General features: G+C 62.4%; 22 protein-coding genes. 10 read left to right on the top strand and 12 right to left on the bottom strand.

Annotation, left to right across the window (positions count from 1 at the left end):
• Nucleotides 1–111 precede the first annotated feature (111 nt).
• On the bottom strand, nt 112–2,304 hold the full coding sequence (locus KQ659_RS10720; protein WP_216688800.1) for an alpha-ketoacid dehydrogenase subunit alpha/beta: 2,193 nt from the start codon (nt 2,302–2,304) through the stop codon (nt 112–114).
• A 177-nt stretch (nt 2,305–2,481) separates the two neighbouring features.
• Here KQ659_RS10720 and hemF point away from each other — a divergent pair, with 177 nt between their 5' ends.
• The 3 genes from hemF to KQ659_RS10735 are packed head-to-tail and all read left to right on the top strand — an operon-like array spanning nt 2,482 to nt 4,594.
• The gene (gene hemF, locus KQ659_RS10725) at nt 2,482–3,399 is read left to right on the top strand and encodes an oxygen-dependent coproporphyrinogen oxidase (protein WP_216688799.1); all 918 of its coding nucleotides are present in this window, start codon (nt 2,482–2,484) and stop codon (nt 3,397–3,399) included.
• Nucleotides 3,392–3,970 carry a phosphatase PAP2 family protein gene (locus KQ659_RS10730; RefSeq protein WP_216688798.1) on the top strand — a complete coding sequence of 193 codons (579 nt, stop codon included), beginning with the start codon at nt 3,392–3,394 and terminating at the stop codon, nt 3,968–3,970. The genes hemF and KQ659_RS10730 overlap by 8 nt, the downstream gene beginning before the upstream one ends.
• Before the next feature lie 12 nt (nt 3,971–3,982).
• Nucleotides 3,983–4,594, top strand: a complete 612-nt coding sequence (locus KQ659_RS10735) for a flavodoxin family protein (RefSeq protein ID WP_216688797.1) — start codon at nt 3,983–3,985, stop codon at nt 4,592–4,594.
• A 110-nt stretch (nt 4,595–4,704) separates the two neighbouring features.
• Here the strand turns inward: KQ659_RS10735 and KQ659_RS10740 are convergent, their stop codons facing one another.
• From KQ659_RS10740 to mnmA, 5 genes are all read right to left on the bottom strand, one after another.
• Nucleotides 4,705–5,295: a riboflavin synthase gene (locus KQ659_RS10740; RefSeq protein WP_216688796.1), complete on the bottom strand. Its 591-nt coding sequence runs from the start codon at nt 5,293–5,295 to the stop codon at nt 4,705–4,707.
• A 135-nt stretch (nt 5,296–5,430) separates the two neighbouring features.
• Nucleotides 5,431–5,754: a hypothetical protein gene (locus tag KQ659_RS10745; protein WP_216688795.1), complete on the bottom strand. Its 324-nt coding sequence runs from the start codon at nt 5,752–5,754 to the stop codon at nt 5,431–5,433.
• Between the two features lie 143 nt (nt 5,755–5,897).
• Nucleotides 5,898–7,595 (bottom strand): S8 family serine peptidase, encoded by a 1,698-nt coding sequence (locus KQ659_RS10750; RefSeq protein ID WP_216688794.1) that lies wholly within the window; start codon nt 7,593–7,595, stop codon nt 5,898–5,900.
• A gap of 45 nt (nt 7,596–7,640) precedes the next feature.
• Complete coding sequence (locus KQ659_RS10755) at nt 7,641–8,450, bottom strand: hypothetical protein (protein WP_216688793.1); 810 nt, start codon at nt 8,448–8,450, stop codon at nt 7,641–7,643.
• 134 nt (nt 8,451–8,584) lie between these two features.
• The gene (mnmA, locus tag KQ659_RS10760; RefSeq protein ID WP_216690692.1) at nt 8,585–9,739 is read right to left on the bottom strand and encodes a tRNA 2-thiouridine(34) synthase MnmA; all 1,155 of its coding nucleotides are present in this window, start codon (nt 9,737–9,739) and stop codon (nt 8,585–8,587) included.
• Nucleotides 9,740–9,960: 221 nt separating this feature from the next.
• Here mnmA and KQ659_RS10765 point away from each other — a divergent pair, with 221 nt between their 5' ends.
• Complete coding sequence (locus KQ659_RS10765; protein ID WP_216679189.1) at nt 9,961–10,464, top strand: transposase family protein; 504 nt, start codon at nt 9,961–9,963, stop codon at nt 10,462–10,464.
• Entirely contained in the window at nt 10,461–10,901 is a 441-nt protein-coding gene (locus KQ659_RS10770; RefSeq protein WP_216679188.1) for a transposase family protein, read from the top strand. The genes KQ659_RS10765 and KQ659_RS10770 overlap by 4 nt, the downstream gene beginning before the upstream one ends.
• Before the next feature lie 15 nt (nt 10,902–10,916).
• Here the strand turns inward: KQ659_RS10770 and KQ659_RS10775 are convergent, their stop codons facing one another.
• Nucleotides 10,917–12,338 carry a sugar transferase gene (locus tag KQ659_RS10775; protein WP_226915562.1) on the bottom strand — a complete coding sequence of 474 codons (1,422 nt, stop codon included), beginning with the start codon at nt 12,336–12,338 and terminating at the stop codon, nt 10,917–10,919.
• A 159-nt stretch (nt 12,339–12,497) separates the two neighbouring features.
• Here KQ659_RS10775 and KQ659_RS10780 point away from each other — a divergent pair, with 159 nt between their 5' ends.
• The 5 genes from KQ659_RS10780 to KQ659_RS10800 all read left to right on the top strand — a co-directional run bounded on the left by KQ659_RS10780 (nt 12,498) and on the right by KQ659_RS10800 (nt 19,348).
• Complete coding sequence (locus KQ659_RS10780) at nt 12,498–13,160, top strand: protein-L-isoaspartate(D-aspartate) O-methyltransferase (protein WP_216690690.1); 663 nt, start codon at nt 12,498–12,500, stop codon at nt 13,158–13,160.
• Nucleotides 13,161–13,301: 141 nt separating this feature from the next.
• On the top strand, nt 13,302–15,518 hold the full coding sequence (locus tag KQ659_RS10785; protein ID WP_216688792.1) for a M43 family zinc metalloprotease: 2,217 nt from the start codon (nt 13,302–13,304) through the stop codon (nt 15,516–15,518).
• Nucleotides 15,519–15,674: 156 nt separating this feature from the next.
• Nucleotides 15,675–17,894, top strand: coding sequence for a M43 family zinc metalloprotease (locus tag KQ659_RS10790; protein ID WP_216688791.1), 2,220 nt, complete (start codon nt 15,675–15,677; stop codon nt 17,892–17,894).
• 152 nt (nt 17,895–18,046) lie between these two features.
• Nucleotides 18,047–18,565, top strand: a complete 519-nt coding sequence (locus tag KQ659_RS10795) for an acyl-CoA thioesterase (protein WP_216688790.1) — start codon at nt 18,047–18,049, stop codon at nt 18,563–18,565.
• A 51-nt stretch (nt 18,566–18,616) separates the two neighbouring features.
• Nucleotides 18,617–19,348, top strand: a complete 732-nt coding sequence (locus KQ659_RS10800) for a hypothetical protein (protein ID WP_216688789.1) — start codon at nt 18,617–18,619, stop codon at nt 19,346–19,348.
• Between the two features lie 175 nt (nt 19,349–19,523).
• Here KQ659_RS10800 and KQ659_RS10805 read toward each other — a convergent pair whose 3' ends face one another.
• From KQ659_RS10805 to KQ659_RS10825, 5 genes are all read right to left on the bottom strand, one after another.
• Entirely contained in the window at nt 19,524–20,645 is a 1,122-nt protein-coding gene (locus KQ659_RS10805; protein ID WP_216688788.1) for a TlpA disulfide reductase family protein, read from the bottom strand.
• Between the two features lie 126 nt (nt 20,646–20,771).
• Complete coding sequence (gene gatB / locus KQ659_RS10810; protein ID WP_216688787.1) at nt 20,772–22,226, bottom strand: Asp-tRNA(Asn)/Glu-tRNA(Gln) amidotransferase subunit GatB; 1,455 nt, start codon at nt 22,224–22,226, stop codon at nt 20,772–20,774.
• Nucleotides 22,227–22,355: 129 nt separating this feature from the next.
• Nucleotides 22,356–23,204, bottom strand: coding sequence for an energy transducer TonB (locus tag KQ659_RS10815; protein ID WP_216688786.1), 849 nt, complete (start codon nt 23,202–23,204; stop codon nt 22,356–22,358).
• Between the two features lie 331 nt (nt 23,205–23,535).
• A complete protein-coding gene (locus KQ659_RS10820) occupies nt 23,536–24,090 on the bottom strand; it encodes an energy transducer TonB (protein ID WP_226929935.1) in 555 nt (184 codons plus the stop codon).
• Nucleotides 24,091–24,421: 331 nt separating this feature from the next.
• Nucleotides 24,422–25,348, bottom strand: coding sequence for an SPFH domain-containing protein (locus KQ659_RS10825; protein ID WP_216688784.1), 927 nt, complete (start codon nt 25,346–25,348; stop codon nt 24,422–24,424).
• Nucleotides 25,349–25,386 lie beyond the last annotated feature (38 nt).

A 25,386-nucleotide genomic window follows, 5' to 3' on the forward strand; every position in this document is an offset into this window, starting at 1 on the left:
GAGTAGACAAACTGTTGCTTGTAGATTGAACACTCCACGGCTAGCCGCTGGCCCCGCTGGCCGTGGGTTGGGCGAATCGCTGGTTACAAATTGACCACTCCACTAATCCACTTAATACCCCAGCAATTCGCCCAGCGCCACCGCTACTTTGGCCGCGCTCGGCAGCATTTGCTTCTCCAGCTCCACGTTGAGGGCAATGGCCGGCAGGTTGGCCGCGCCGAGGGTGAACACCGGCGCATCCAGCGCCGTGAAGCAGTGGCGCTGAATACGCCCGGCCAGGCTTTCGGCAAAGCTGTTCATGAGCGGTTCTTCGGTGAGGACGAGCACCTTGCCATGGCGGCGGGTGGCGGCCGTCACGGCATCAAAGTCAAGCGGGTTGAGGGTACGCAGGTCGAGGATTTCGATTTGGCCGGGGAAGTCGCGGCTGGCGGCTTTGGCCCAGTGCACGCCCATGCCGTAGGTCACGACCAGGGCCGTGTTGCCCCGGGCGAGCTGCTCGGCATCGGCGGCCTGCGCGATGGCGGCCACGCCCAGCGGAATGACGTAGCCAGCGGCCGGCTCCACGGTTTTGGCTTCCTCGGTGCCGGGCACCTTGCTCCAGTACAGGCCCTTATGCTCCAGCATGATAACCGGGTTGGGGTCGAGAAAGGCAGCGCGCATGAGGCCCTTCATGTCGGCCGCATTGCTGGGGTACACCACTTTAATGCCTCGAATGGTAAGCAGCGTGCTTTCGATGGAGCCCGAATGGTACGGCCCACCTCCGCCATATGCCCCAATGGGCAGGCGGATAAGGGCCGGAATCGGAAACTTGCCCATGGTGAGGTAGCAGGATTTGCTGAGCTCCTCCACCAATTGGTTCAGGGCGGGCCAGATATAGTCGGCAAACTGAATTTCGACGATGGGCCGGGCACCCACGGCCGCCATGCCCGCCGTGCTGCCCACAATGTAGGCTTCCTGAATGGGCGTGTTGAAGACCCGGGCTTCGCCGTATTTCTTGGCCAGCAGCGCGGCCTCGCGGAACACGCCGCCCAGCTCGCCACCCACGTCTTGCCCGTAGAACAGCGCTTCGGGGAATTCCTGCAGGATGTCGTCCACCGCGTGCAGGGCGGCATCCACCATCAGGGCTTTTTCGGCCCCGGCGGGGCTGCGCTCGCCGGCCTCCTCGGTCACGGCGGGCGGGGCAAACTCGTGGTCGGCGAAAGTGGCGGGGTCGGGGTTGGGCGCGGCCAGGGCTGCGGCCCAGTCGGCGCGCACCGTAGTGCGGGCTTCAGCCCGCAGTCCGTCCAATTCCTCCTCTGAAACCCCGAGCGCCAGCAGGCGCTGGTGCAGGCGCGGCAGCGGGTCCTGCTCCTGGTGGGTGCTCAAATCATTGCGGTACCACTCGCGGCGCACGCCGCTGGTGTGGTGGCCCAGCAGCGGGCACTTAGCATGCACCAGCACCGGCCCGCGCCGGGCGCGGACGTGGGCAAACGCCTCGGCCAGCCCGGTGTGCGACGACTCAAAATCGGCCCCGTCCACCTGCATCCGGCGCAGGCCCGGGAAGCCGGCGGCAAACTCGTAGGCATTCATGGCGCGCATCTCCCGGCCGGTGGCCGAGATGCCCCAGTCGTTATCCTGCACCAGGTACACGATGGGCAGCTGGTGCAGAATGGCCATTTGCAGGGCCTCCGCCACTTCGCCCTCCGTCATGGCCCCGTCGCCGATGGAACACAGCACCAGCGGTTTCTCGGCCAGCCAGCCCGCCGATTTATTCAACGACACAATCGCCAACCCCTGCTTCTCGAAGTAGCTGATGGCGTGGGCCATGCCCGTAGCCGGTATGGCCTGCATGCCCGTGGCCGAGCTTTGGTGGGGAATAACCGGGATGCCCGCCCGCCGCAGCGAGGGGTGCGAATAATACGTGCGCCCGCCGCTGAACGGGTCATCGGCCTTGGCCAATAGCTGGAGCATAAGCTCATACGGGCGCAGCCCCAGGCCCAGCAGCAGGGCGTCGTCGCGGTAGTAGGGGGCGGCGTAATCGTTGCCGGTGAGCAGGAAGGCGGCGGCCAGCTGCACGGCCTCGTGGCCACGGGCGGTGGCATGCACATAACGCGAGGCGGTGGCCTTTTCTTCTTCGAAGAGCGTGGCCATTTCGGCGGCCGTGTGCATCAGGCGGTAGGTACGGCGCAGTAAGTTGGCATCGTGCGCGGGCACGGCGGTGGCGGGCGCAGTGAAAGCCTCGGCGGCGGCCGCAGCCGCAGCGGCTACGCGGGGGTTGGCAAAGTCAGTGGTATCGGAAGCGGCGGGAGCAGCAAAATCGGACATTGGGAGCAGGGCGGAGTGAGACTGCAAAAGTACGCCCCGCGCCCTCGTCCGTATCTTTGGGCAGTTGTGAGTTAAGAGTTAGGAGTTAAAAGTTATGAGTTGATAATTACGAACTGCTCACTAATACCTTTTAATTCATAACTCTTAACTCCCAACTCCTAACTGCCAACTCACACAATGCCCTCTCCCACCATCCGCCCCGAAATTGAAGCCTGGCTGGCTGATTTCCAGCTTCGCCTCTGCCAGCAGCTCGAAACCGCCGACGGCGGCCCCGCCACTTTTCTCACCGATGCCTGGCAGCGCGAGGGCGGCGGCGGCGGCCGCTCCAAAGTGCTGGAGCACGGCGCTATCCTTGAAAAAGGCGGCGTGGGGTTTTCGGCCGTGTGGGGCGAGATGAGCGAGGCCGCCGCCCGGCAGCTGCACATGCCCGACCCGCATTTCTACGCCACTGGCGTGAGCGTGGTGCTGCACCCGCGCAGCCCGCGCATCCCCATCATCCACATGAATGTGCGGTATTTTGAGGCCGGCAACGGCGAAGCCTGGTTTGGCGGCGGCATCGACTTGACCCCGATTTATGTGGATGAAGCCCAGGCCCGCCGCTTCCACGCGCAGCTGAAAGCCGTGTGCGACCGCCACAACCCGGCTTACTACCCCAAGTTCACGCGCTGGGCCGACGACTATTTCTACCTCCCGCACCGCCAGGAAACGCGCGGCGTGGGCGGCATTTTCTACGACCGGCTGACCATAGGCCAGGACGGCACCGTTGAGGAATTATTCGCCTTTATGCGCGATGTGGCCGAGCTTTTCGGTCCCTTCTATACCCAGCTCATGGCCGAAAACCACGCCCTGCCCTTCACCGAGCGCGAAGAAGCCTGGCAAAGCCAGCGCCGCGCCCGCTATGCCGAATTCAACCTGGCTTTCGACCGGGGCACGCGCTTCGGCCTCGAAACCGGCGGCCGCACCGAGTCCATACTCATGAGCCTGCCTCCGCGCACCGGCTGGGCCTACAACCCCGCGCTGCCCGCCCCCGGCACCCCCGAGGCTAGCACCCTGGCCTGGCTCCGCAAGGGCGTAGACTGGCTGGCCGATGCTTGAAGCCATCCAATACCTTGACCGGCAGCTGCTACTGGCCATCAACCACGCCCACCACCCCGTGCTGGATGCAGTGATGGCTTTTGCCTCCAACCGCCTGGTTTGGTTCCCGGTGTACGCCGTGCTCATTGGCTGGCTGATGTATCATTTCCGGTGGCGGGCGGCCCTGCTGCTACCACTCGTAATTGCCGCCGTGGGCCTGGCCGACAGCATCACCAGCCGGCTGTTCAAGCCGTATTTCGGGCGGCCCCGCCCCTGCCACGATGCCTCCCTGGCCCACCTGCTGCACCTGCCCGATGGCTGCGGCGGGCAATTCGGCTTCCTTTCCTCGCACGCCGCCAATTCCATGGCGCTGGCGGTTTTCCTGGCTGTGGTGCTGCCGCCGAGGCGTTTTCGCGGGCTCAAAATCGTGGTTTTTGGCTGGTTTGCCTTGTTATCCTACAGCCGCATGTATCTTGGCGCTCACTACCCCACCGACGTGCTGGGCGGAGCTGCCGTAGGGGCGCTGATGGGCTGGCTGGCGGCCGTGGCCTACCGGCGCTGGATGCTGCGCTGGTGGCCCGCCCAGGCGTAGCTTACCTCTACTATGAGCCACTCAAAACGGCGCTTTCTTTTCCTGCTGTGCAGCACCCGCCGGCTGGGCAACAGCGAGCAGCTGGCCTACTGCGCCGCGCACCCGCTGCCCCCGGGCACCGAGCAGCAATGGCGGCACCTGCTCGATTTTCCCCTGTCTGACTTCTTGGACCTGCGCCACAGTGGCTCATTCGAGCCGCCTACCGGCAATGCACAGCTGCTGCTCGAAGCCACGCTCCATGCCACCGACCTGGTGCTGGTGGCCCCGCTCTACTGGTACAGCCTGCCCGCGCCCGCCAAGCTGTACCTCGACCACTGGAGTGCCTGGCTGCGCACCCCAAGCATCAATTTTCGCGAGCGCATGAAGGGCAAGACCCTGTGGGCCATCACCGTGAGCAGCGGCGAACGCGCCGAAGCCCAGCCCCTCGAAGACTCGCTGACCCTGACGGCCAACTACCTGCACATGCACTGGGGCGGTCTGCTGTTCGGCACCGGCTCACGGCCTAATGACATTCAATTAGATGGGCTGGCCCAGCACCGAGCCAAATCTTTTTTCACCGGGGCAGAAGTCACAGCCCCAACCGGCCCGACCGTTGACCAGCTAATCAGCTGCCCTCCCAAATAAACCAGCAGCTTGTCATTCAGCCAAAGGAGAAACCTGAGAACTGTACGTTAAAGAGTACACCTGGATTCCTCCTTCGGCGGAATGACAACACCCTCAGGCCCTGCCCCCGCCTACCGGCCTAGCAGCTTCGCCACGTACTTACCCACGATGTCGAACTCCAGGTTCACCGTTTCGCCAGCCTTCAACTGCTGAAAGCTGGTGTGCTCGTAGGTATAGGGAATGATGGCCACCGTGAAGCCCGCATCGATGCTCTCGAAGCAGGTGAGGCTGGTGCCGTTCACGCAAATGGACCCTTTCTCGACGGTTAGGCGGCCGGGACCGGCTTCGTGCCCAAACCGGAACAGCCAGGAGCCGTCCTGGTCGGTCACGCTCAGGCAAGTAGCCGTGGCATCGACGTGGCCCTGCACGATGTGGCCGTCGAAGCGGCCGTTGGCGGCCAGGCAGCGCTCCAGGTTTACGTGGCGGCCGGGCTGCCACTGGCTCAGGTTGGTCACGCGCATGGTTTCATCGATGGCCGTGACAACGTGGGTACCGGCCGCCGCGTCCACGGCTACCACGGTGAGACACACGCCGTCATGAGCCACGCTTTGGTCGATTTTCAATTCCGCCGCAAAGGGCGAGGCCACGGTAAAATGGCGGTTGCTGCCCTGGTCTTCAACGGCGGTAATGGTCCCCAGGGCTTCAATAATTCCAGTAAACATGAATCGCGGATTTAGTCGGTTTTTCGGAGTTCGCGCAGGCCAATGCTGCGCCCATAATGCAAAGAACGGCTCCACCACGCGGTAGAGCCGTTCTGCTTGTAACCGCCCGGTACGGGGCGGGGTTATGCGCAGCGCTTATTTATCACCTTTCTCGAAGGGCCGCCAGTCGAGCTCACCGGGCAGGCCGCCGGTCTTTTTGCGCAGGAATACGGTCTGGTCGTCGTCCTCCCGCTTGCCGAAGGTTACGTCGGCCCGGCACTCCAGGCAGCGCACCGAAGTGTACTTGAACTTGCCCTGGGCCACGCGGCTGGTGAGGTCCAGATTGTCGGACCCGCAGATGCCGCAGGCCGCCACGTCGGCGAAGCTCAAACGCTCGTATTCGGCCACCGTTTCGTGAAAGTTATTGCCCTGCACGGTAAAGTGAAACTGGCGGCGCCCGATGCGCTTAGTCGTCATCATTTGCAACATTCTACTGCAATAAAAGGGGTTAATTAATGCTTTAAAATTACGAATTATCACCCTCAAAAACAAGTCGATATCCTGAGAAAACCGCACAAAAAAAGGTGCCGCGAAGCACCTTTTTTTAGTAGCTGAGAATCTGCCTATTGCTGCACAAATTTTACCGTGCGGCGGATGCTGCCCGTGCTCACTTCGCAGCTGTAATTGCCTTTGGCCAGCGGCGCGAGGCGGAGCGATGCTTCGTCGCCATCGGCGGCCGGCAGCTGCTGTTGCGCCACTACCGCGCCCCGGGCGTCGAGCACGCGCACCTTCAGCGGCTGGCCGCGCAGCGCGGCCGGCAGCACCAGCGTGAGCAGGCCGCTCCCAATGGGGTTGGGGTACAGGCGGAGGGCATCGGTGGCACCGGCCGCCGCCGGACTGGTGGCCAGCGGAGCCATGGGATGCAGGGCATTATAGGCCGTCACAAAATTCGGAATGCCGTAGCCCAGCGTGTTATCGGGAGCAATGGCCTGGGTGGCGGTGCTGCGCAGGGCCACAATCACCTGCTGGGCCGTGAGCGTGGGATTGGCCTGCCAGAAACCGGCCGCCATGCCCGCCAGCACGGGACAGGCAAAGGAGGTGCCATTGCCCCGGTAAGCGCCGCCATTGGGCGAGAGTACCGCCGTGGCCTGCCCCATGGCCGACAGCGTGGGCTTGATGCGGCCATCGGCCGTGGGGCCGTAGGAGCTAAAAAGCGCGTGGTTACCCAGCGAATCCACGGCCCCAACGGACATAATGGAATCGGCATCGGCGGGGGCCGAAACGTAGCGCCAGGCGTGGTTGCCCTCGTTGCCGGCGGCGCTCACCACCAGCATGCCCACGCGGGCGGCCATGGTAGCGGCCCGCGAGCTGATGGCGTTGCGGCCGGTCAGGTCGGCGTAGGTGTAGGACACCGACGGCGCATCGAAATCCGTGTAGCCCAGCGAGGAGCTGATGACGTCCACGCCCACCGAGTCGGCGTATTCGGCGGCGGCCAGCCAGTTGGCTTCTTCGATGGGATGCTCGGAATACACATCCTCCGTGATGCAGAGGTGGAACGTGGCCTTGGGCGCGGTACCAATAAAGAAGCCCGGCTTATTGGCCGCCATCGTCGATAAGCAATTGGTACCGTGGTCGCTGCGGCCATACACGCTGGTGCCGCCGTCCACAAAGTTGCGGGTGCTGGCCAGGCGCTGCTCCTGGAACAGGGGGCGCAGAGCCGAAATAGTATCGGTGCCGGGAAAGCCGGCGTCGAATACGGCGATTTGCATGCCGTCGCCCCGGAAACCGGCATCGTGCATGGCCAGCGCGCCAATCTGCTGGTTCTGACGGTAGGCCGGGCCGTAGAGGGCGCGGGTGGCCAAGGTGCCCCGGGCGGCCGGCTCGGGCAGCTGCGCGGGCGCGGTGAACGGGGCCGGTGCCCGGTAACTTCGGTTGAGGGTGCTGGCGCGGCTCACCTTGGGCAGGGCCATAATGCGGGTCAGCGTGAGGGAATCACAGGAAACCACGGCCGCGTTGAACCAGCGGGACGTGTAGAGCACCTGCGGCCCACCACTCACGGCCCGAATCTGGACCACGTAGGCGGGATTCACGGGCAGGTCGCGGGGCAGCACGGCGATGCCCTGCCGGGTGCGCCGCGCCAGCGACCGGGCCGACAGAAACGCTTGCGGCTGCGCCACCGAAAAGGGCGTACCCGCCTTATCCCGAAAATACACCAGATGGCGGCGCACAGTGCCTTGCGCCGCCGCCGGAGCGGCGGCCAGGGCGTTCAGCGCGCCGGCCACCAAGGCCAGGCTTACCCATTTGAACGAAAGTGGCACCATAGGTTGCGAGGAACAGCGAGGGGAATAAAATCAGCCGCGGGTGGCTTAATTCACTTTGTATTCAATCAGGGTTTCGCGGCGCGAATAGCCGAAAGTGTATGACTTGGGCACGAAGACGACATTGCCCCCGGAACCGACATAATAGAAGTTGGAAAAGCGTCTCTTCCGTCGGAATACCGGCCCCACGCCTTTCGCGAACACCTGCTGGTAGGTGTTCACATAGTAAGCGTCGTCGGCCTGGGCCAGGCCCTCGTTGGTGGTAGTGGCCGTGGCCGGGTAGGTTTTCGAGGTACCATTGGCGGCGGTGCTGAACGGCTCCCCCACGCGGCGGTAGCGGCGGGTTTCGGCCGTCACCGTATCTGCGGAATTGTTGTTGTAGGCGTTGAAATTCCAGAGGCGGCCTTCGCGCACCGGAAATATCAGCTCCAGCGTGCGCCGGTTGTCGCGGTTGAGAATGACCGACTGCGCCGACGGGCTCAGGGTGAACACGCTGTCGTCGACCCAGGCGGCGGCGGCCGTCAGGCGCTTGGAGCGCACCAGCCGGTAGGATGTTTTGCCGGCCGCATCGGCGAATGCGCTGGCAATGGTTTCCTTAAATTGGAAAGCACTAACTGTGGGCACGCTGAGCGTAACCTGAGAGCCCTGGCCGTTGGCCCGGCTCCAGGTAGTGTCAGATACGGCGTAAATCCAGTAGTTGCCCACGGCCACCGGGTAGTAGCCCAGGCCCGCATCGGGCAGGGCCTCCACCGTATTTTTGCAGCCGCCGAAACCCATTGCCAGGGCACCCGCAGCCAAGGCCAGACCAGCCCGGCGGGTAGCCACCGGCAAATTCCAGGAAGAAAACAGTCGTTGCATGAGCAGTGCGCAGCGGGTGATTAGAAAGGAAATAAGTAGGTAGTTAGTAATAAGTAGTCAGCAATCAGATTTCAGCTGTTTAAAAATCAGTCAATTGATTTCTGTCTGACTACCGATTACTGATGACTGACTACTTAGAGGCCAGCGGTGGCCGTGGCGGCAAAAGGTAAGGGGAATTCGCCGATGACGTGGCGCTCAATCCAGCCGCCGCCCAGCACGTCGTTGCCGTCGTAGAACACAGCAGCCTGCCCGGGCGTAATGGCGTGCACGGGCTCCTCGAAGTACACGCGGATTTTGCCATCCACTTCTTCCAGGAAAGCCGCTGCACCGTCGTGGTTGTAGCGCACTTTCACCACGGCTGGCACCAGGCCACGCCCCAGCAGGGTGGCTTCTTTGCCCATGTTGAGCTTGCCCACCACGGTAGCCGTACTGGCCAGCTCTTCGTAGTTGCCCAGCACCACCTCATTGGTATCGGGGCGAATTTCGAGCACGAACGCGGGGTAGCCCAGGGCCACGCCCAGCCCCTTGCGCTGTCCGATGGTGTAGAACGGATAGCCCTCGTGCTTGCCGATAACGCGGCCGTTTTTGGTCACGAAGTTGCCGCCGGCCACGCGCGCCTCCAGGCCCGGCACGCGGCGGCGCAGGAAGCCCCGGTAGTCGTTGTCGGGAATGAAGCAGATTTCGTAGCTCTCGGGCTTGTTCACCAGCTCGGTGAAGCCGCGCCGGCGGGCTTCGTCATAAATTTCGGTTTTGCGCATGCCGCCCAGCGGAAACAGCGTGCGGCTCAGGCTCGCCTGGCTCACGCCCCAGAGGGCATAGCTTTGGTCCTTGTTTTCGTCGAGGCCTTTGCTCACCACGAAGCGGCCGGTTTCGGCATCCTTGCGGATATTGGCATAGTGGCCCGTGGCAATGAACTCGCAGCCGAGCTGGTCGGCGCGGCGCAGCAGGGCATCCCACTTAATGTGCGTGTTGCAGAGCACGCAGGGGTTGGGCGTGCGGCCGGCCAGGTATTCTTCGGTGAAGTTATCAATCACGAAATCGCCGAACTCGTTGCGGATATCGATGATATAGTGCGGAAAGCCGAGCTGCACGGCAATGTCGCGGGCGTCGTTGATGCTGTCGAGCGAGCAGCAGCCGGTTTCCTTTTTGGAGCCGCCGGCGCTGGCGTAATCCCAGGTTTTCATGGTCATCCCCACCACTTCATAGCCTTGCTCGTGCAGGAGCACGGCGGCCACGCTGCTATCAATTCCGCCGCTCATCGCGACGAGGACTCTTCCTTTTACTTCGATATTCATAGTGGTTTGCAATTCACCCGGAGCTTGAAAGGTTCCGGCCGGCAACTACAAAGGTACGAGCGGTGAGATGGTGAGGTGTGAACTGGTGAGTTTGATGTTCCAATTGCGCATTTAGCGCAGTCCAAACATCAAACTCACCAGTTCACACCTCACCTTAGTGCTGATGCGGCAAAGTTAGCTATACTGGTGCGTGAGACCGGGCCGTACTTTTGGGGATGAATTATTTGGCCCTACGCGAGCGGCCGACGCAGTTTCTGGCCTTAACCAGTCTGCTGCCCGCCGAATTTGACGACCTGCTCACCGACTTTGCGCCCCGTTGGGAACGGCATCAGCGCTACCACACCCTCGACGGCACCCGGCGGCGCATCCCGGCCCATCGGGAGCGGGCCAATGCGACCTTGTCCGGTACCGACACGAAGCTTTTCTTCTTGCTGACCTATCTCAAAACCAATTCGTTGCAAGAGTACCAAGCCGCCAGCTTTGGCGTTTCGCAGACCCGCGTCAGCCGCCTGACGGGCCCGTTGCTCAACGTGCTCAACCAAACGCTGGCCGCCCGCGGCCTGTCGCCCGTGCGCGACGGCGCGCAACTGGCCCAGCGCCTGGCCGCGCACCCCGATAAGATCTTTACCTACGACGGGGTGGAACGCGGTATCCCGCGCAACGCGGACCGGGAAGGGCAAGAAGAAGAGTATAGTGCTAAAAAAAAGTCCATACCTTGAAAAACAACACCTTGTGCGACGATACGCAGTATCTGCACTACCTCTCGCCCACGGAATCAGGGCGCATGCACGACAAAAAAGTGGCCGACGAATACCCCTTGCACCTGCCGGCGGGCAGCGTGCTGCGGCAGGATTTGGGTTTGCTCGGCCATCGCCCGCCGGGGGTGCTGGTCGAGATGCCGCACAAGAAGCCCCCGAAGGGCGAACTGACCTTTTCCCAGAAACTTTACAACCAGCTGCTGAGTCCCTTACGCGTGGTGATTGAGCACGTGCACAGTGGCATCAAACGCTTGCGCATGGTGCGCGACAAGCTGCGGGTCCGCGGCGACTGGTTTCGCGATACGGTCATGGTGGTGGCCTGCGGGCTGCATAACCTGCGCGTCCGCAGCCCACACCGGGCTTATCTAGCACACGAGCGCGCGAATCCCGCTAATTAAGCCGCATAAGTTTTCTTACTTCCCCCGCCCTTCCACAATAATCTTGAGCGTGTAGAGCAGCACCCGAAAATCCATGGCCAGGCTCATGTTCTCGATGTAGAGAATGTCGAATTTGAGCCGCTCCACCATCTGGGCCACGGTTTCGGCGTAGCCATATTTTACCTGACCCAGCGAGGTGAGGCCCGGGCGCACGCGGTGCAGGTGCCGGTAGTGGGGCGCTATTTTCACAATCTGGTCGATGAAAAACTGGCGTTCCGGGCGCGGGCCTACGATGCTCATATCGCCTTTCAGCACGTTCCAGAACTGGGGCAGCTCGTCGAGGCGCACCTTGCGCATGAAACGGCCCCACTTGGTGATGCGCGGGTCGTGGTCGGAGCTCAGGGCCGGGCCCATTTTCTCGGCATCGGTGAACATCGACCGGAACTTGATGATGCGGAACGGGTGGCCGTCGCGCCCGATGCGCTCCTGCCGGTAAAATACCGGCCCGGGCGACGACAGCTTCACCATGACGGCCGTGAAGGCGTAGACCCAGCAGGCCAGCAGCATAAACAGCGCCGAGCCCACCACATCAATCACCCGCTTGAGCACCACCTGCCACACGGGCAGCAGGTCCTGCTTGATTTCGATGAGCGGCGTGCCGAATAAGTGATTGACTTTCACCGAGCCCAGCAGCATTTGGTACAGGTCGGGCAGGATGCTCACGCGGGCCGGCGTGCCCTCCAGCAGGGCCAGAATATCCTGAATGAGCAGGTGCTCGCTGGGCTCGATGGCAATGACAATCTGCTCGATTTTGAGGGCGCGCACCAGGGCCGGCAGGCGCTGGTAGGAGCCCCGCGCGGGCAGCTCGGCGGCCAGGGTCTCATCAATGGTATCGCCCACCGGCGCAAAGCCCACCAGGCGCAGACCCAGGTGCCGGCTGGTGCGCGAGAGCTCATAAAACGTGTTCAAGGCCAGGGCATTGGAGCCCACCAACAGCGTGGGGAAGAAAATCCGCTGCTTGCGAATCTGGCGCTGCACGCTGCTCACAGCTAAGGTGCGCAAAATGGCCGTGATGAAAAAATGCAGCAGGTAGTAGGCCGTAAATGTCTTGTAGTAAGCTCGGTAGTTCACCACGCCCTGGTCGTCGAGCAACAGGGTGAAGAAGATAACCACTGCGCCCAGCATGGCCACGCGGGCCAGCCGCAGAATTTCGCCGAGGCGCGACTTGCGGTAAATGTCGCGGTACTCGCCCACCAGCGTGTAAAGCACCGTCCAGAAGATGGCGATGAATATGGCCGACCCGGTGAGGTCAAACAGCACGCCTTCGGTGAAGTGATAGCCGGTCAGCTCGTTGAGCAAATATTTGCGCACGAGATAAAAACACATCCAGGCAAACAGCGCCGCGCCAAAATCGGCGGCCACTAGCTTGATATATTGAAAGCGACGAATTAACTGCAAAACGGTGGGCGGGGTAGTATTTTCGCGGCCTGTGGAGACATACCGCTCCCGGCAAAGGTAGGGAAAGCCGGTAGTTGTCCGGCGGCTTCTTTTTGGGTTGGCAAATGTGCCTCCGGACCCCTACGTCCGGCTTTTATTCATTTTTTTCAGTCTTTTATCATCTCACCGCTTCAGGATTCATATCGCCACCAGGGACAGCGGCGGGCGCTGGCCCGCGAGCTGCGGCTGCGCGGCATTCACGACGAACGGGTGCTGCAGGCCCTGGCTACCGTGCCGCGTCACCTCTTTTTTGCGCCCGCCTTCGAGGCCCACGCCTACCAGGACAAGGCGTTTCCCATTGGCGAGGGCCAGACGATTTCACAGCCCTACACCGTGGCTTACCAGACCCAGCTGCTCAACCTGCAGCCCACCGACCGGGTACTGGAAGTGGGTACCGGCTCGGGCTACCAGTGCGCCGTGCTGCTCCAGCTCACGCCCCACGTCGACAGCATAGAGTTTAACGAAGTGCTGTTTGCCCGCACCCGGCAGCTGCTGGCTACACTGGGGGCCGGCGGGGCCGGGCTGCATTGCGGCGACGGCTCGGTGGGCCTGCCCGACCGCGCCCCGTTCGATGCCATCCTCGTTACGGCCGGTGCGCCGGGGCTGCCCCCGGCCCTGCTGCGCCAGCTGCGCGTGGGTGGCCGCCTCGTGATACCCGTGGGCGACAGCCAGACCCAACGCATGGTGCGCGTGACCCGCGAAGGGGCCGAGGCCTTTGTGCGCGAAGAATTTGAGGAGTTCCGGTTCGTGCCGCTGCTCGGGGCCGGGGGCTGGCGCTCGTAGGAGTTCGCTTCGTTCTTTTCCCAGTTTCCCGGGTGTAATTTGCCTGCGATTATTCCCCGGCGCTCTTGCTCCCCCAGCGGCAAGGTCGCCGGGGGTATTTTTTTCTCACCCCCGCTTTCCCGCTTCTCCAATTTTCTGCTTATGATAAAAATGTTACGCTCTTTTACAAGTGGGCTGCTGGCTGTGGCCTTTGCCCTCGGCGGTGGCTTCGTGGCCCTGGCCCAAACGCCCGAAGGCGTGGTGCGCCAATACCCCGAGCACCAAACCGGCTACCGCTGCGCGTTCGACAGCGCCCAGCAGGCGGCGTTTGCGCGGCAGCCGGGCGCGGCCGCCGCCTACCGCGCCTTTCTGCAGGACGTGGCCCGCATGCCCACCGCCACCCAGGCGCGCCTGCTGGCCACCCCCGACGTGACGGTGCCCGTGGTGATTCACATCATCCACACCGGCGGCAGCAATAATATTTCGGACGCGCAGGTGAATGATGCCCTCCGGGTTATTAACGAAGACTACAGCAAAACCAACCGCGATACGGCCGACGTGATTCCGGCCTTCCAGGCGCTGTATGCCAACATTGGCTTTCGGATGAAGCTGGCCCGCCGCGACCCCAGCGGCAACTGCACCACGGGCATCACCCGCACGTATTCGACGGATACCAACATTGGCGACGACCGGGTGAAAAGCCTGATTACCTGGCCGCAGGATAAGTACCTCAACATCTGGGTGTGCACCAGCGCCAACGGGGCCGGCGGCTACGCCTACCTGCCGTGCTCGGGCGGCGCGGCCGATGGCATTGTGATTCGGAATGCTCAGTTTGGCAGCGTTGGCACCTCTGGCGGCAGCAACCTGGCGGTGCGCTCCCTCACCCACGAAATCGGCCATTACTTTGGCCTGCCCCATACCTGGGGCGGCAGCAACACGCCGGGCCTGGCCAGCAATTGCAGCCTCGACGACGGCATTGCCGACACGCCCAATACCACGGGCTCGCAAACTAGCTGCTCGGCGGCCTACGGTACGGGCACGGTGCTCACCAGCTTCAACCCCTGCGGCCCGCTGGCCAACGTGCAAAACTACATGGACTATTCCTCGTGCACGCGGATGTTCACGCTGGGCCAGCGCGCCGTGATGCGCGCCTCGCTGCAGCTGAGCTGCCGGCAGGTGCTCACCAGCGCCGCCAACCTGCTGGCCACCGGCACCAACGATGGCTACGCGGCCCCCAACTGCGCCCCGATAGTGGCGTTCCAGTCCTCGGCCACCACCGTCTGCGATGGCTCGACGGTGACTTTTACCGATTATTCCTACAACGCCAGCCTGACGGCGGCTACCTACGCGTGGCAGTTTCCGGGCGGCGTGCCCGGCACTTCTACCCTGCGCAACCCGGTGGTGACGTACCCCACGGGCGGCCTGTACAACGCCACGCTGGCCGTGACGGCCGGCGGCGCCATGGGCATGACCACGCGCACGGGCCTGGTGCAGGTAGTGGGGCCTGGCTCTGCCCTGGTGGGCGCGGTAGCGGAGTCATTTGAAGCCGCCGGCTTTCCGGCCAACTTCACGGTCCCCGACCTGCGCAACTGGACTAATTCCTCGAACACTGCCTCGACGGCGGCGCGGTGGATTCGGCGGGCCGGCTCGCCCGGCGGCCTAGCCGTGAGCGACGGCGCGGCCTGCGTGCTGGTGGCCAGCTCGGTGCTGACGGCCGGCACCCAGACCATGCTTACCTCGCCCAACATCAACCTGAGCGGCCTCACGGTGGCCGACCAGCCGGCCGTGACCTTCGACCGGGCCTACGCCCTGCGGGCGGGCCAAGCCAATGAGTCGCTGGCTGTCCAGTTCAGCAACGACTGCGGCCAGACCTGGGCCACGCAGCGCAGCTTCTTCTCGCTCGTACTTAATACCCGCGACACGCTGCGCACCTACGGCTACACGCCGCTGGCCGCTTCGGAGTGGAAAAGCCTGCGGGTAGATATCCCGGCCGGCTACCTGACCGGCCACTTCCAGGTGCGCCTCACATTGCAGAGCAACGGCGGCAACTACTTCTACCTCGACCACCTGGCCGTGGGGGCGGCGCCGCTCCTGGCCACGCGCCTGAGGGCCGGCAGCCTGCCGGCACGGGTGTACCCTAACCCGCTCACCGCCGAATCGGTGGTGGAGTTTACCCTGGCCGTTCCCGGCCCGGTTGAGCTGCGGCTGACCGACTTGCTGGGTCGACCGGTGGGCGCGGCTACGCGGGCTACCGGCCGGGCCGGCCTGCAAACGCTGCCGCTGCTGCCGACCGGAGCGGCCCGCCCGGCCCCCGGCATTTATCTGGTTGAACTGCGAACCAGCGTTGGGCGTTCGACCAGCAAAATCGTAATCCCCTAATTAATAACTCACCCGTTCTACCACTGGAACGTGTTGGATTCAGGGTTTTTAGGTAAATTTGAAAGTCCAGTCATCGGCTTGTTTTTTTATGTGGCCCCAGCCGCACGTTTTCTCCCCTCTTTTCTAATAAACCTACGCTTTCTCCTAAATTTTCTCATGTTGAAAAAACTATTACCCACGGCGCTGACCCTGGCATTGGCCCTGACGGGACTGCGTGCCAGCGCCCAAAACTTAATTAGCGAACGCAGCCCCAACTGGTGCGGGGCCGTGGCCGAGCAGGAGCGCTACTTCGCCGAGCACCCCGGTGCCCGCGAAGCCCAGCGCGCCATGTACAAGCAGATGGAAGCGCTGGCCGCCACGCAGCAAAACCGAGTGTCGTACGTAACCGATGTGACCATTCCCGTGGTCGTGCACATCATTCATGCCAGCGGCCCTGAGAACATCAGCGACCGGCAGATTAACAGCGCCATCGACCAGCTCAATACCGACTACCAGAAGCTGAACCCGGATACGGCCAACACGGTACCGGTTTTCCGGGCGCGCGCGGCCTCCATCGGCTTCCGGTTTCGGCTGGCCAAGAAGGACCCCAACGGCAACTGCACCACAGGCATCACCCGCCACTACGCCCCCAGCCTGATTAATGACGACCAGAGCGGTTCGGTGCAGTCCCTGGTTATCTGGGACCGTCAGCGCTACCTCAACATCTGGATTGTGAGCAGCATCGGTACGTCCACGTCGGGGGGCGGCATTGTGCTAGGCTACTCCAACCTGCCGCAGAACTCCACGGCCCAGCGCGACGGCTTTGTGGCCCGTGGCGACTGGTTCGGCAACCAGGGCACCAGCTCGCCCGCCCGCGCCCAGAGCCGCACCGCCACCCACGAAATCGGCCACTACTTCGGCCTGAGCCACCCCTGGGGCCAGACCAACAACCCCGGCACCGGCAACTGCAGCGGCGACGACGGCGTGGCCGATACCCCCACCACCGACGGCACCTTCAACTGCGACCTGACGTACTCGCCCTGCACCGACCCGGCTACCGGCCAGCGCATTCTGGCCAACGTGCAGAATATCATGGACTACGCGTCGTGCCCCACCATGTTCACGCAGGGCCAGAAGACCCTGATGCGCAACGTGCTGGCCCTGCGCCCCGAGCGTACCGGTCTCACCACCCAGGCCAACCTGGTGGCCACCGGCACCAACGACGGCTACATCGCCCCCGCCAGCTGCGCCCCCGTGGCCGCTTTTGCCCCCGCCGCCGGCGTGAGCACCAGCGTGTGCATCAACACGCCCGTCACGCTGAACGACTACTCCTACAACTTCTCGTCGGGCGGCGGTGCAATCACCTACGCCTGGTCGTTCCCCGGCGGCACGCCTGCTACGGCAACCGGAGCTTCGGTTTCGGTATCGTACGCGGCGGCCGGCTTCTACCCCGTAACGGAAACGGTGAGCAACACCTCGGGTAGCAGCACCAGCAGCGTGACCAACTACATTCGGGTAGAAGGCCCGACGGGCGGCGAAGTGGCCCCCTACGCGGAGTCGTTTGAAGATGCCAACTTCCCGAACTTGTTTGCCGACCCCACCCTGCGCAACTACATCACTTCGGGCTTTACCAGCACCGGGGTTGCGGCCCCAAACTACCGCTGGGTACGGCAGGCCAACGTGCCCGCCGCCACCGGCACCGGCTACCTCATTGTGCAGGACCGGGTGATTCCGGTGGGTGCTACCTCCCAGCTCATCACGCCCAACATCAACCTGGCCTCGGTGCCCCGCCCGGCTTCGCTGAGCTTCTCGCGGGCCTTTGCCCTACGCACGATTACCAGCAACGAGCAGCTGCGCATTTCGTTCAGCAGCGACTGCGGCGTAACCTGGTCGACGCCCACCGTGCTCGACGTCACGGCGCTCACCACCCAGGGCCTCACCCCCACCGACGGTTACGTGCCCACCAGCAGCGCCAGCTGGCAGACCACCACGGTGGCCATTCCGGCCCAGTTCCAGGGCAGCGGCTTGTTCAAAGTGCGCTTCCAGATGGTGAACGGTACCACCGCCGGCAACAACTTCTACTTCGATAACCTGCGCATTGCCGGCCCGCTGGCTACCAAGGCCGATGCCCTGGCCAGCCGCGGCATCAGCGTGTACCCCAACCCGATGACCAACGAAACGGCTGTGCACCTCAACCTCACGACCGCCACGCAGGTGCAGGTGCGCCTGACCGACGTGCTGGGTCGCAACGTGGTATCGCTGCCCGCCAAAATGTATGGCGCCGGCCAGCAGAGCGTATCGCTGCAAAGCGGCGGCCAGACCCTCAAGGCTGGTATGTACGTGGTGCACATCTCGCTCGATGGCGAAACCTTCACTAGCAAGCTCAACGTGGAATAGTCCCGCGCCCGGCAGCTTCTTGCTGATTCAAAATACCCCGTCCGAAATCGGACGGGGTATTTTTTGGGCCTACCCGCAGGCCTTCGCGTCCTGCAGGCCGTACCTTTATGCCACTATTTTCAGCCTCCTGCAGGCCGTTTTACTTTTTCTCCATGCGCAAGCAAAAACCCGTTTCCGACTCGTTCGTCATCATGACCGAGCTGGTACTGCCCAACGATACCAACACCCTCAACAACCTCATGGGGGGGCGCATGATGCACCTCATGGACATTGCCGCCGCCATTGCGGCCCAGAAGCACTCCAATCGCATCGTGGTCACGGCTTCGGTCGATAACGTGTCGTTCCGCGACAGCATCCGGCTGGGTAACGTGGTCACGCTCCAGGCCCAGGTGACGCGCGCATTCAACTCCAGCATGGAAGTGCACATCGATGTGTGGGCCGAGGACATTCCCAACGGCACCAAGCTCAAAACCAACGAAGCGTTTTTCACCTTCGTGGCCGTGGACCAGAGCGGCCGGCCCATCGACGTACCCGATGCCGTGCCCGAAACCGAGGAGGAAATCCGGCTTTTCGACGGGGCTCTGCGCCGCCGGCAACTGCGCCTGGTGCTGGCCGGCCGCATGCAGCCCGCCGAAGCCCAAGAGCTCAAAGCCCTCTTCGATTTGAAATAGCGGGCATAATTGCCCAATCAGCCTGTTTTTTCTCACCCCAACCACCGCGCCATGTCTGCCGAAAAGCTGGCCTTTCTGCAAAACTTCTACACTGATGTGACGCTCTACGTGCCCGCCGAGCCGGCTGCCGAAGCGCCCGTTGCCGCCGCGCCGATTGCGCCGGCAGTTGCCGCCCAGCCCGCGCTCGCGCCACCGCCGGCCCCAAAACCCGAGCCGCCCGCGCCAACCCGCACCTCCAGCATGCCGCCCATGGCTTACAGTAAGCCCTCGGCCGGCCTGGAGCGGCTCACGTCCAGCGCCCTGCACCCGGTAGCGGCGCCGGGGCCGCCCGCGCCGGAAACACCGCGCCCGGCCCCGGCTGCTTCGGCCGTGCCGCCGGTTATGCGCACGCCGTTCACGGTGATGGGCGATAATGCGCAGGGCGTAATCCTGCTGTTCCGCCTGCCGTCGGACCAGTTTCTCAAGATGCACCGCAACGTGTTTCTAAACAAGATGCTTCAGGCCCTGAGCCTAGTGATGGCCGACGTGCTGCTGGTGAACGTAGAGTCGGACCTGCCCGTGGCGCTGGTGAACCTGCGCCGGGAGCTGGCCGCCACGCGCATCGTGGCCTTCGGCAAAAACCTGCTCGATACCACTATCCGCAACACCCAGATTTACGAGCCGGTGCAGTTTCCCAGCTTGGGCCTCTCCTATCTCGCATCGGCTACCGTCGATTTGGTGGAGTACGATGTCAGCCTGAAAAAGCGCCTTTGGCCCGGCTTGCAGCGCATGTTTCTGGGGTGATTTCTGTTTTATTTTCAACTAAAGACCAAGGTGGCAGAGTGGAGATTGCCGTCGTGCGTAAGCCCGCCGGAGGAAGCTTTTAGCGGTTCCTCCGGCGGTTCGAATCCTACCCCTGGTCCAACAAAAACGGCCCGTCTGAAATCAGACGGGCCGTTTTTGTTGGTTGCTAATATGCCTATTTCAGCACCTCAGCCAGCTTGGCCGACAGGGCTTCGCCGCGCAGGTTTTTGGCGATGATTTTCCCCTGCGGGTCAATCAGGAACGACTGCGGGATAGCCTTCACGCCGTAGGCCGCGCCGGCTACGCTTTGCCAGCCGGCCAGGTCCGAAACGTGGTGCCAGGTGAGGCCGTCGGTGGCAATGGCTTTTTCCCACTTGCCCTTCTCCTGGTCCAGCGATACGGAGTAGATGGTAAAGCCTTTGCCCTTGTCCTTGAACTGGTTGTAGGAACGTACCACGTTGGGGTTTTCCTGGCGGCAGGGGCCGCACCAGCTCGCCCAGAAATCAATAAGGACGTATTTGCCACGCAGGCTGCTCAAGGCCAGCTTGGAGCCGTCGGGCTGGGGCAGGTTGATTTCGGGGGCCATGGCGCCCTGGGCGGTGGCGCGCATCGGCTCGAGGCGGGCCGTGAGCTCCTTGGTGAAGGGCGAATTGGGGTTGGCCTTGCGCTGAATGGTTGCCACGGAGTCGGCAAACATGAACTCCTCTTCGGGATTGATGAAAGCGCCCACCGCAAAGCCGCCCACTACAGACGTCACGTTGCGCCGGACAAGGGCCTTAATCTTGGCCGTATTACTGCCCTGAATGGCGTAATACTCCTTCTCGATGGCCTTCATCTCCTCGGTTTTGCCGGCCTGCCCGGCCGCGCCGTAGCGCTTGCTGATGTCTTCAAGCTGGCCCTTGCTGCCCTCCATCACCTGCGTGAGCTGGCGCAGTACTTCGGCATCTTTGCTGCCCTTTACGCTGTAGGTGGTGGGCAGGCTTTTGGCGTCGCCGCTGAGCTCTACGCGGGTTTTATTATCGAGCAGCAGCAGCACCTGGTTGGCATCGTCCAGCTTGAGCTGGTAGATACCGGGGGTCGCGGTGGCACCTTTCAGGGTAAACTTACCGGCGGCATCGGTTTTGGCGGTGACCTTCTCTACAAACTGGTTGGAGTTGAGCTCCGAAAGGTGCAGCACGGTACCGTCCGGGGCGTTTTTCAGCTGGCCCGAAATCTCGTAGCCATCGGCGGCGGCGGCATTCTGGCAGGCGTTGGCCATGCCCAGCACGGTGGCAGCCAGGAAAACAGATTTTATCATTGGGTGAGGCATGTGCGTGAACTTGTGAATCAGAATGGCCAACGCGAGGCCGTGGATGGTTTGTTCCTCTCTGTCATCCTTCGCAAGCTCAGGATGACAGAGAGGCTCTGGATAACAAAAGCTTGCTTACCCGTCCAGCCCGGCGCGCAGCAGCTGGTTGGCCAGCTTGGGGTCGGCCTTGCCGCCGGTGAGCTTCATGAGCTCGCCCATGAACATACCGGTGAGCGACTTTTTGCCGGCGCGGTACTCGGCCACTTTGGCGGGGTTGGCATCTAGCACCTGCTGCACCAGACCGGCCAGCTCGCCGTTGTCGGCCTGCGTGAGCAGGCCCAGGCTTTCGGCCGCGCCGGTCGCGTTGGCCGTCGGATGGTCGAGCAAATGCGGAAACAGTTGCTTGCTGGCCACCGAATAGTTGATTTTTCCGGCGTCAATCAGCTCGATGATACCGGCCAGCTGGGCGGCGTCGAGCGGAAAATCCGCCATGGTGAGGGCCCGCTCGTTGAGGTAGGACTTCACGGGGCCCATCACCCAGTTGGCAGCCGCTTTGGCGTTGGGCGTGAGGCGCGCGAGGTCGTCGAAGAACAGGGCCACTTCCTTCTGGTCGATGAGGACGGAGGCGTCATAGTCGTTCAGGCCCAGCTCGCCCACGAAGCGCGAGTAGAGTTGCTGCGGCAGCGCCGGCAATTCGGCGGCCACGCGGTGCAGCCACTCGTCAGAAATCACCAGCGGGGGCAGGTCCGGCTCGGGGAAGTAGCGGTAGTCGTTGAGGGTTTCCTTGCTGCGCTGGCCGTTGGTGGTACCGCTGGGGGCGTCGAAGCCCCGGGTTTCGCTGTCCACTTCGCCGCCGGCTTCGATGATGGCAATCTGCCGCTCGATTTCGTAGGCAATGGCGCGCTGCACGTTGCGGAAGGAGTTCATGTTCTTCACCTCCACCTTCATGCCGAACTGCGCGGCCCCGTGCAGCATCACCGAGATGTTGGCATCGCAGCGCAGCGAGCCTTCCTCCATGTTGCCGTCGCAGATGCCGAGGTACTCCACCAGCTTCTTAATTTCGGTGAGGTAGGCGTAGGCTTCGTCGCCGGTCCGGATGTCGGGCTCACTCACGATTTCGATGAGCGGCACGCCGGCGCGGTTCAGGTCCACGAGGGTTTCGGTTTCACCGGCCAGGTGCATCGACTTCCCGGCGTCTTCCTCCATGTGAATGCGGGTGATGCCGATGCGCTTCACCTCCTCACCCACGCGCACGTCGAGGTGGCCGTCGTAGCAAATCGGGGTTTTGTCCTGCGTAATCTGGTAGCCCTTAGGCAGGTCGGGGTAGAAGTAGTTTTTGCGGGCAAACAGGTTGTCGCGCCGAATCTGGCAGTTGGTAGCCAGGCCCATTTTCATGGCAAATTCCACAGCCGTGCGGTTCACTTTGGGCAAGGTGCCGGGGTGGCCGAGGGTGATGACTGACAGGTTGGTGTTGGGGGCAACGCCGTACTCGTTCTCATCGGAAGAGTACATTTTGCTGTGCGTGAGCAGCTGGGCGTGAACTTCCAGGCCGATAACGGGCTGGTATTTGGCAAGGGTGGCTTCGTCCATATTCTGAAAAAACGCGGGGTCTTACTAGGTATTCAGCCTTAAAGGTAACGGGTAGGCGGAAGCTGGCCCGCATAGCGGGGTAGCCCAGCCCCGATTTCTCGGCATAACGGCAACCGGCCGGCCCATTTTCTAGCGCTGTCGTATTCGGTAGCCGCCGTAATACGGCTGGCGCGTGGGGGCCTCGAGGGTGTAAAAAAGGGGCACGGTGAGGTAGCTGGTCATCACCTGCCCATCGCGCCGGCCGGGCACAAACTGCCGCTGGAGGCTGGCCACCGCCCGCAGCACGGCACTATTGAGGAACCCGGCCGTGGACTGCACCACGCGGGCGTGGGCAATGCGGCCGTCGGGGGCCACGGCCAGCTCTACGTCTACTTCGCGCCGCCAGCCATACTGCACCATGTCCGGCAGGTGGCCCACGGCGCGGCGCGCGGCGGCCAGCTCCTGCCTATTAAGGCGCACCGCCTTGGTGAGTTCCTTTAGCAGGCGCTCTTCGCCGCCGGGGTACAACGGCAATTGCTCGTAGGCGAAGTAGGGCACGGGGTAGCCGTTGGCATCGTAGCAGGTACCCACGCCGCAACGGCCGTCCTGGCAATGCTCGCGGCGCTTGAGGGTGCCGTCGGGATAATACGTGAGCAGGTCGCCGTGGCGCACGCCGCGCACGTAGTCCTCCTTGGTGCACATCTGGCCGCTCTCGTACCAGGTGGTGACGCAGCCGTAGCGCACGCCCCGCGCCACGTTGGCGTAAGGAATGTATTGCTTCAGATTGCCCGAAGGATAATACAGCCGCGTGGTGCCGCTGAGGCTGTCGCGGAACGTCGTTTCGGCGCATATGGCCGTGGTATCAGAGGAATTGGCGGGCTGGTAGTCGGGCGTGAAAAAGCTACTGATGGGGCTGGGCGTAGCTGCCCGGGGCGCTTGCGCCCGGCCGGCCAGCGACCCCGCCAGCAAAAGGCTCAGATAAAATAACCGTGTATTCACCAGACAAGAAAAAAAGGAGCTGATAACCCGGGAAACATTACTTGTCCTTGCCCAAAACCGTTGCGCGGGTCTGACCGCCCCAGGCGGTCTGAGCGGTTGTCGGCAGGGCGAAATCGTGCTCACTACAACCGGTCAGACCGCCTGGGGCGGTCTGACCGGCGCACCAGCTCGCCATTAAACAGTAGACAAATAGATTTGGGTAAGGACGAAAAAGCAGTGCCGGACTCTCAACTCTCCGAAATTACATACTGGTCGGCAAAACGCCAGCAACTACTTAACTCAGCGGCTGCTGGAGTAGTTGTCACTGTTTCCTTTTTCCCATACGAATAGCTTACTCGGCCGCCAGGAAGGTGACTTTGGGGGCATCGTCGTAAGCGTTAGTCATGGCCCAGCCATTTACAGGGTGTCCAATTTTAATGGGCAGGTAATACAACACCGAAACCGGCTCCTGGTCCACCATTCCAGCGGCGACAAAAGGCTTTATTGCTTTCACCGCATCCAGCACGGCCTGGCCCATGCGGGCAGTTGGAGCGCGCACCACGGTAGTCCCGATAATGGTGGCTTCGGCATCAACCAACAGTTTGATGACAACGGTCCCGAAACCATGTCTGAGCACCTCTTCGGTGGGGAGCACGGCGGCTTGCTCAATCGCCGCAATCAGCCCGGCGGTACCCCTCGGGTACTGTGGCAGCTGTTTATCGGGTTGGCATTCCCTGGTCAGCCCGGCGGCAGTGAAGCATTGCTGGCTCACTTTCTTATCATGGGCGTACACAATGGTCCGGCTCAAGGCACCAGTGGCGTCAAAGAGCTGTAGCTCGCCCTGCCGCTGCCCGCCAGAGAAATCTTCCCGCCGGTACAGCTTTCCGGCCTCGTCATAGCTCAACACTACGCCATGCCGGATACCCAGCCGAACATTGGCAAACGGGATAACCCGCCAGAGCTTGCCCGAGGGATAAAATATTCGCGCATAATACCGCTCACGCTGTCACGCATGGCTATCTGGGCCCAATGGTCGGCACCAACCGAGTTTGGCAGTTGTTTACCGGTAGCCGTCAGGTAAATGGCTACTTTCGGCGGGGCCGCCGGAGGATGAGTTTGGCCAGATGCGCCAAAAGCCCCACCTACCAAAGCGGCAGTTACAACAAACCCTTCTTGTCAAACAACAACATACGGCAGCTACAGCGGGAGAAAACGGGTAGATTCAGGACCGCAGCCGCTTACTTCAGCGGCCGCTGGAGCTGCTGCATGGCCATCATCTGCTGCAGGCTTTTATTCATGCCTTCGTTCGAGCCGTCGAGGAAAATGACGTTGCCCTGGCCCTGCTCCGCGAAGTGCTTGATGGCTTCGGTCCACATCGAGAAATAGACCATCGCCGGGTCGAGGTTGTTTTTGGTCATTTCCTCCACGGCGTGGGCCAGGCCCTTGGTTACTTCCTCGCGGAACAGGGCCACACCCTGGCCGCGCAGCTGGGCCGCGATTTTCTCGGCTTCGGCCGCGATTTTGATGGCGTTGCCCTCGGCTTCGGCCGCTTTGGTTTTGGTGATGAGCAGGGCCTGGCCTTCGTTTTCGGCAGCGGCTTTCAGGTTGTTGGAGGCCACCACTTTGGCCATCGAGCGCATGATTTCCTCGTCGAAGGCAATATCATTGAGCTGCAAATCAATGAGATGGTATCCCCAGCTTTCGAGCGTGGCATCGAGCTGGTCCTTCACGTGGAGCACGATTTCGCCGCGCAGGCTGAGCACCGCCGCCTGCCGCTGCGTGGCCACAAAGGCCCGGATGCTACCCTCCACGGTCCGCACCAGCGCCTGCATCAGGCTTTGCTCATCCACGAACTTGAAGGCCACGTTCTTGATTGCTTCCTCGCTCTGGTCGAAGGCCGCGTACACCAGCATGGCCTTGAAATTCACATTGGCCTGGTCGATGGTAATGGCCTGGAAATTAAGTTCCAGCGAGCGGTTCTGGATGGAAATCCGCTTGTACACCGCCTCAATAAACGGCAGTTTGAAATTCAGTCCCGGCGACATAATGCGCCGGTACTTGCCGAATACCGTGACCACCGCCACCGTGCCCTGCGGCACAATGACGTAGCAGAGAAACAGCGTGAGGGCAATAAGCCCGAGCAGAATGAGGGCGAAGGTGGACATGAGGCTGAAGAGTCAGTTTAGACGCTTGAAAAGTATTG

The organism is Hymenobacter siberiensis (assembly GCF_018967865.2).
Classification (GTDB): Bacteria; Bacteroidota; Bacteroidia; order Cytophagales; family Hymenobacteraceae; genus Hymenobacter; species Hymenobacter siberiensis.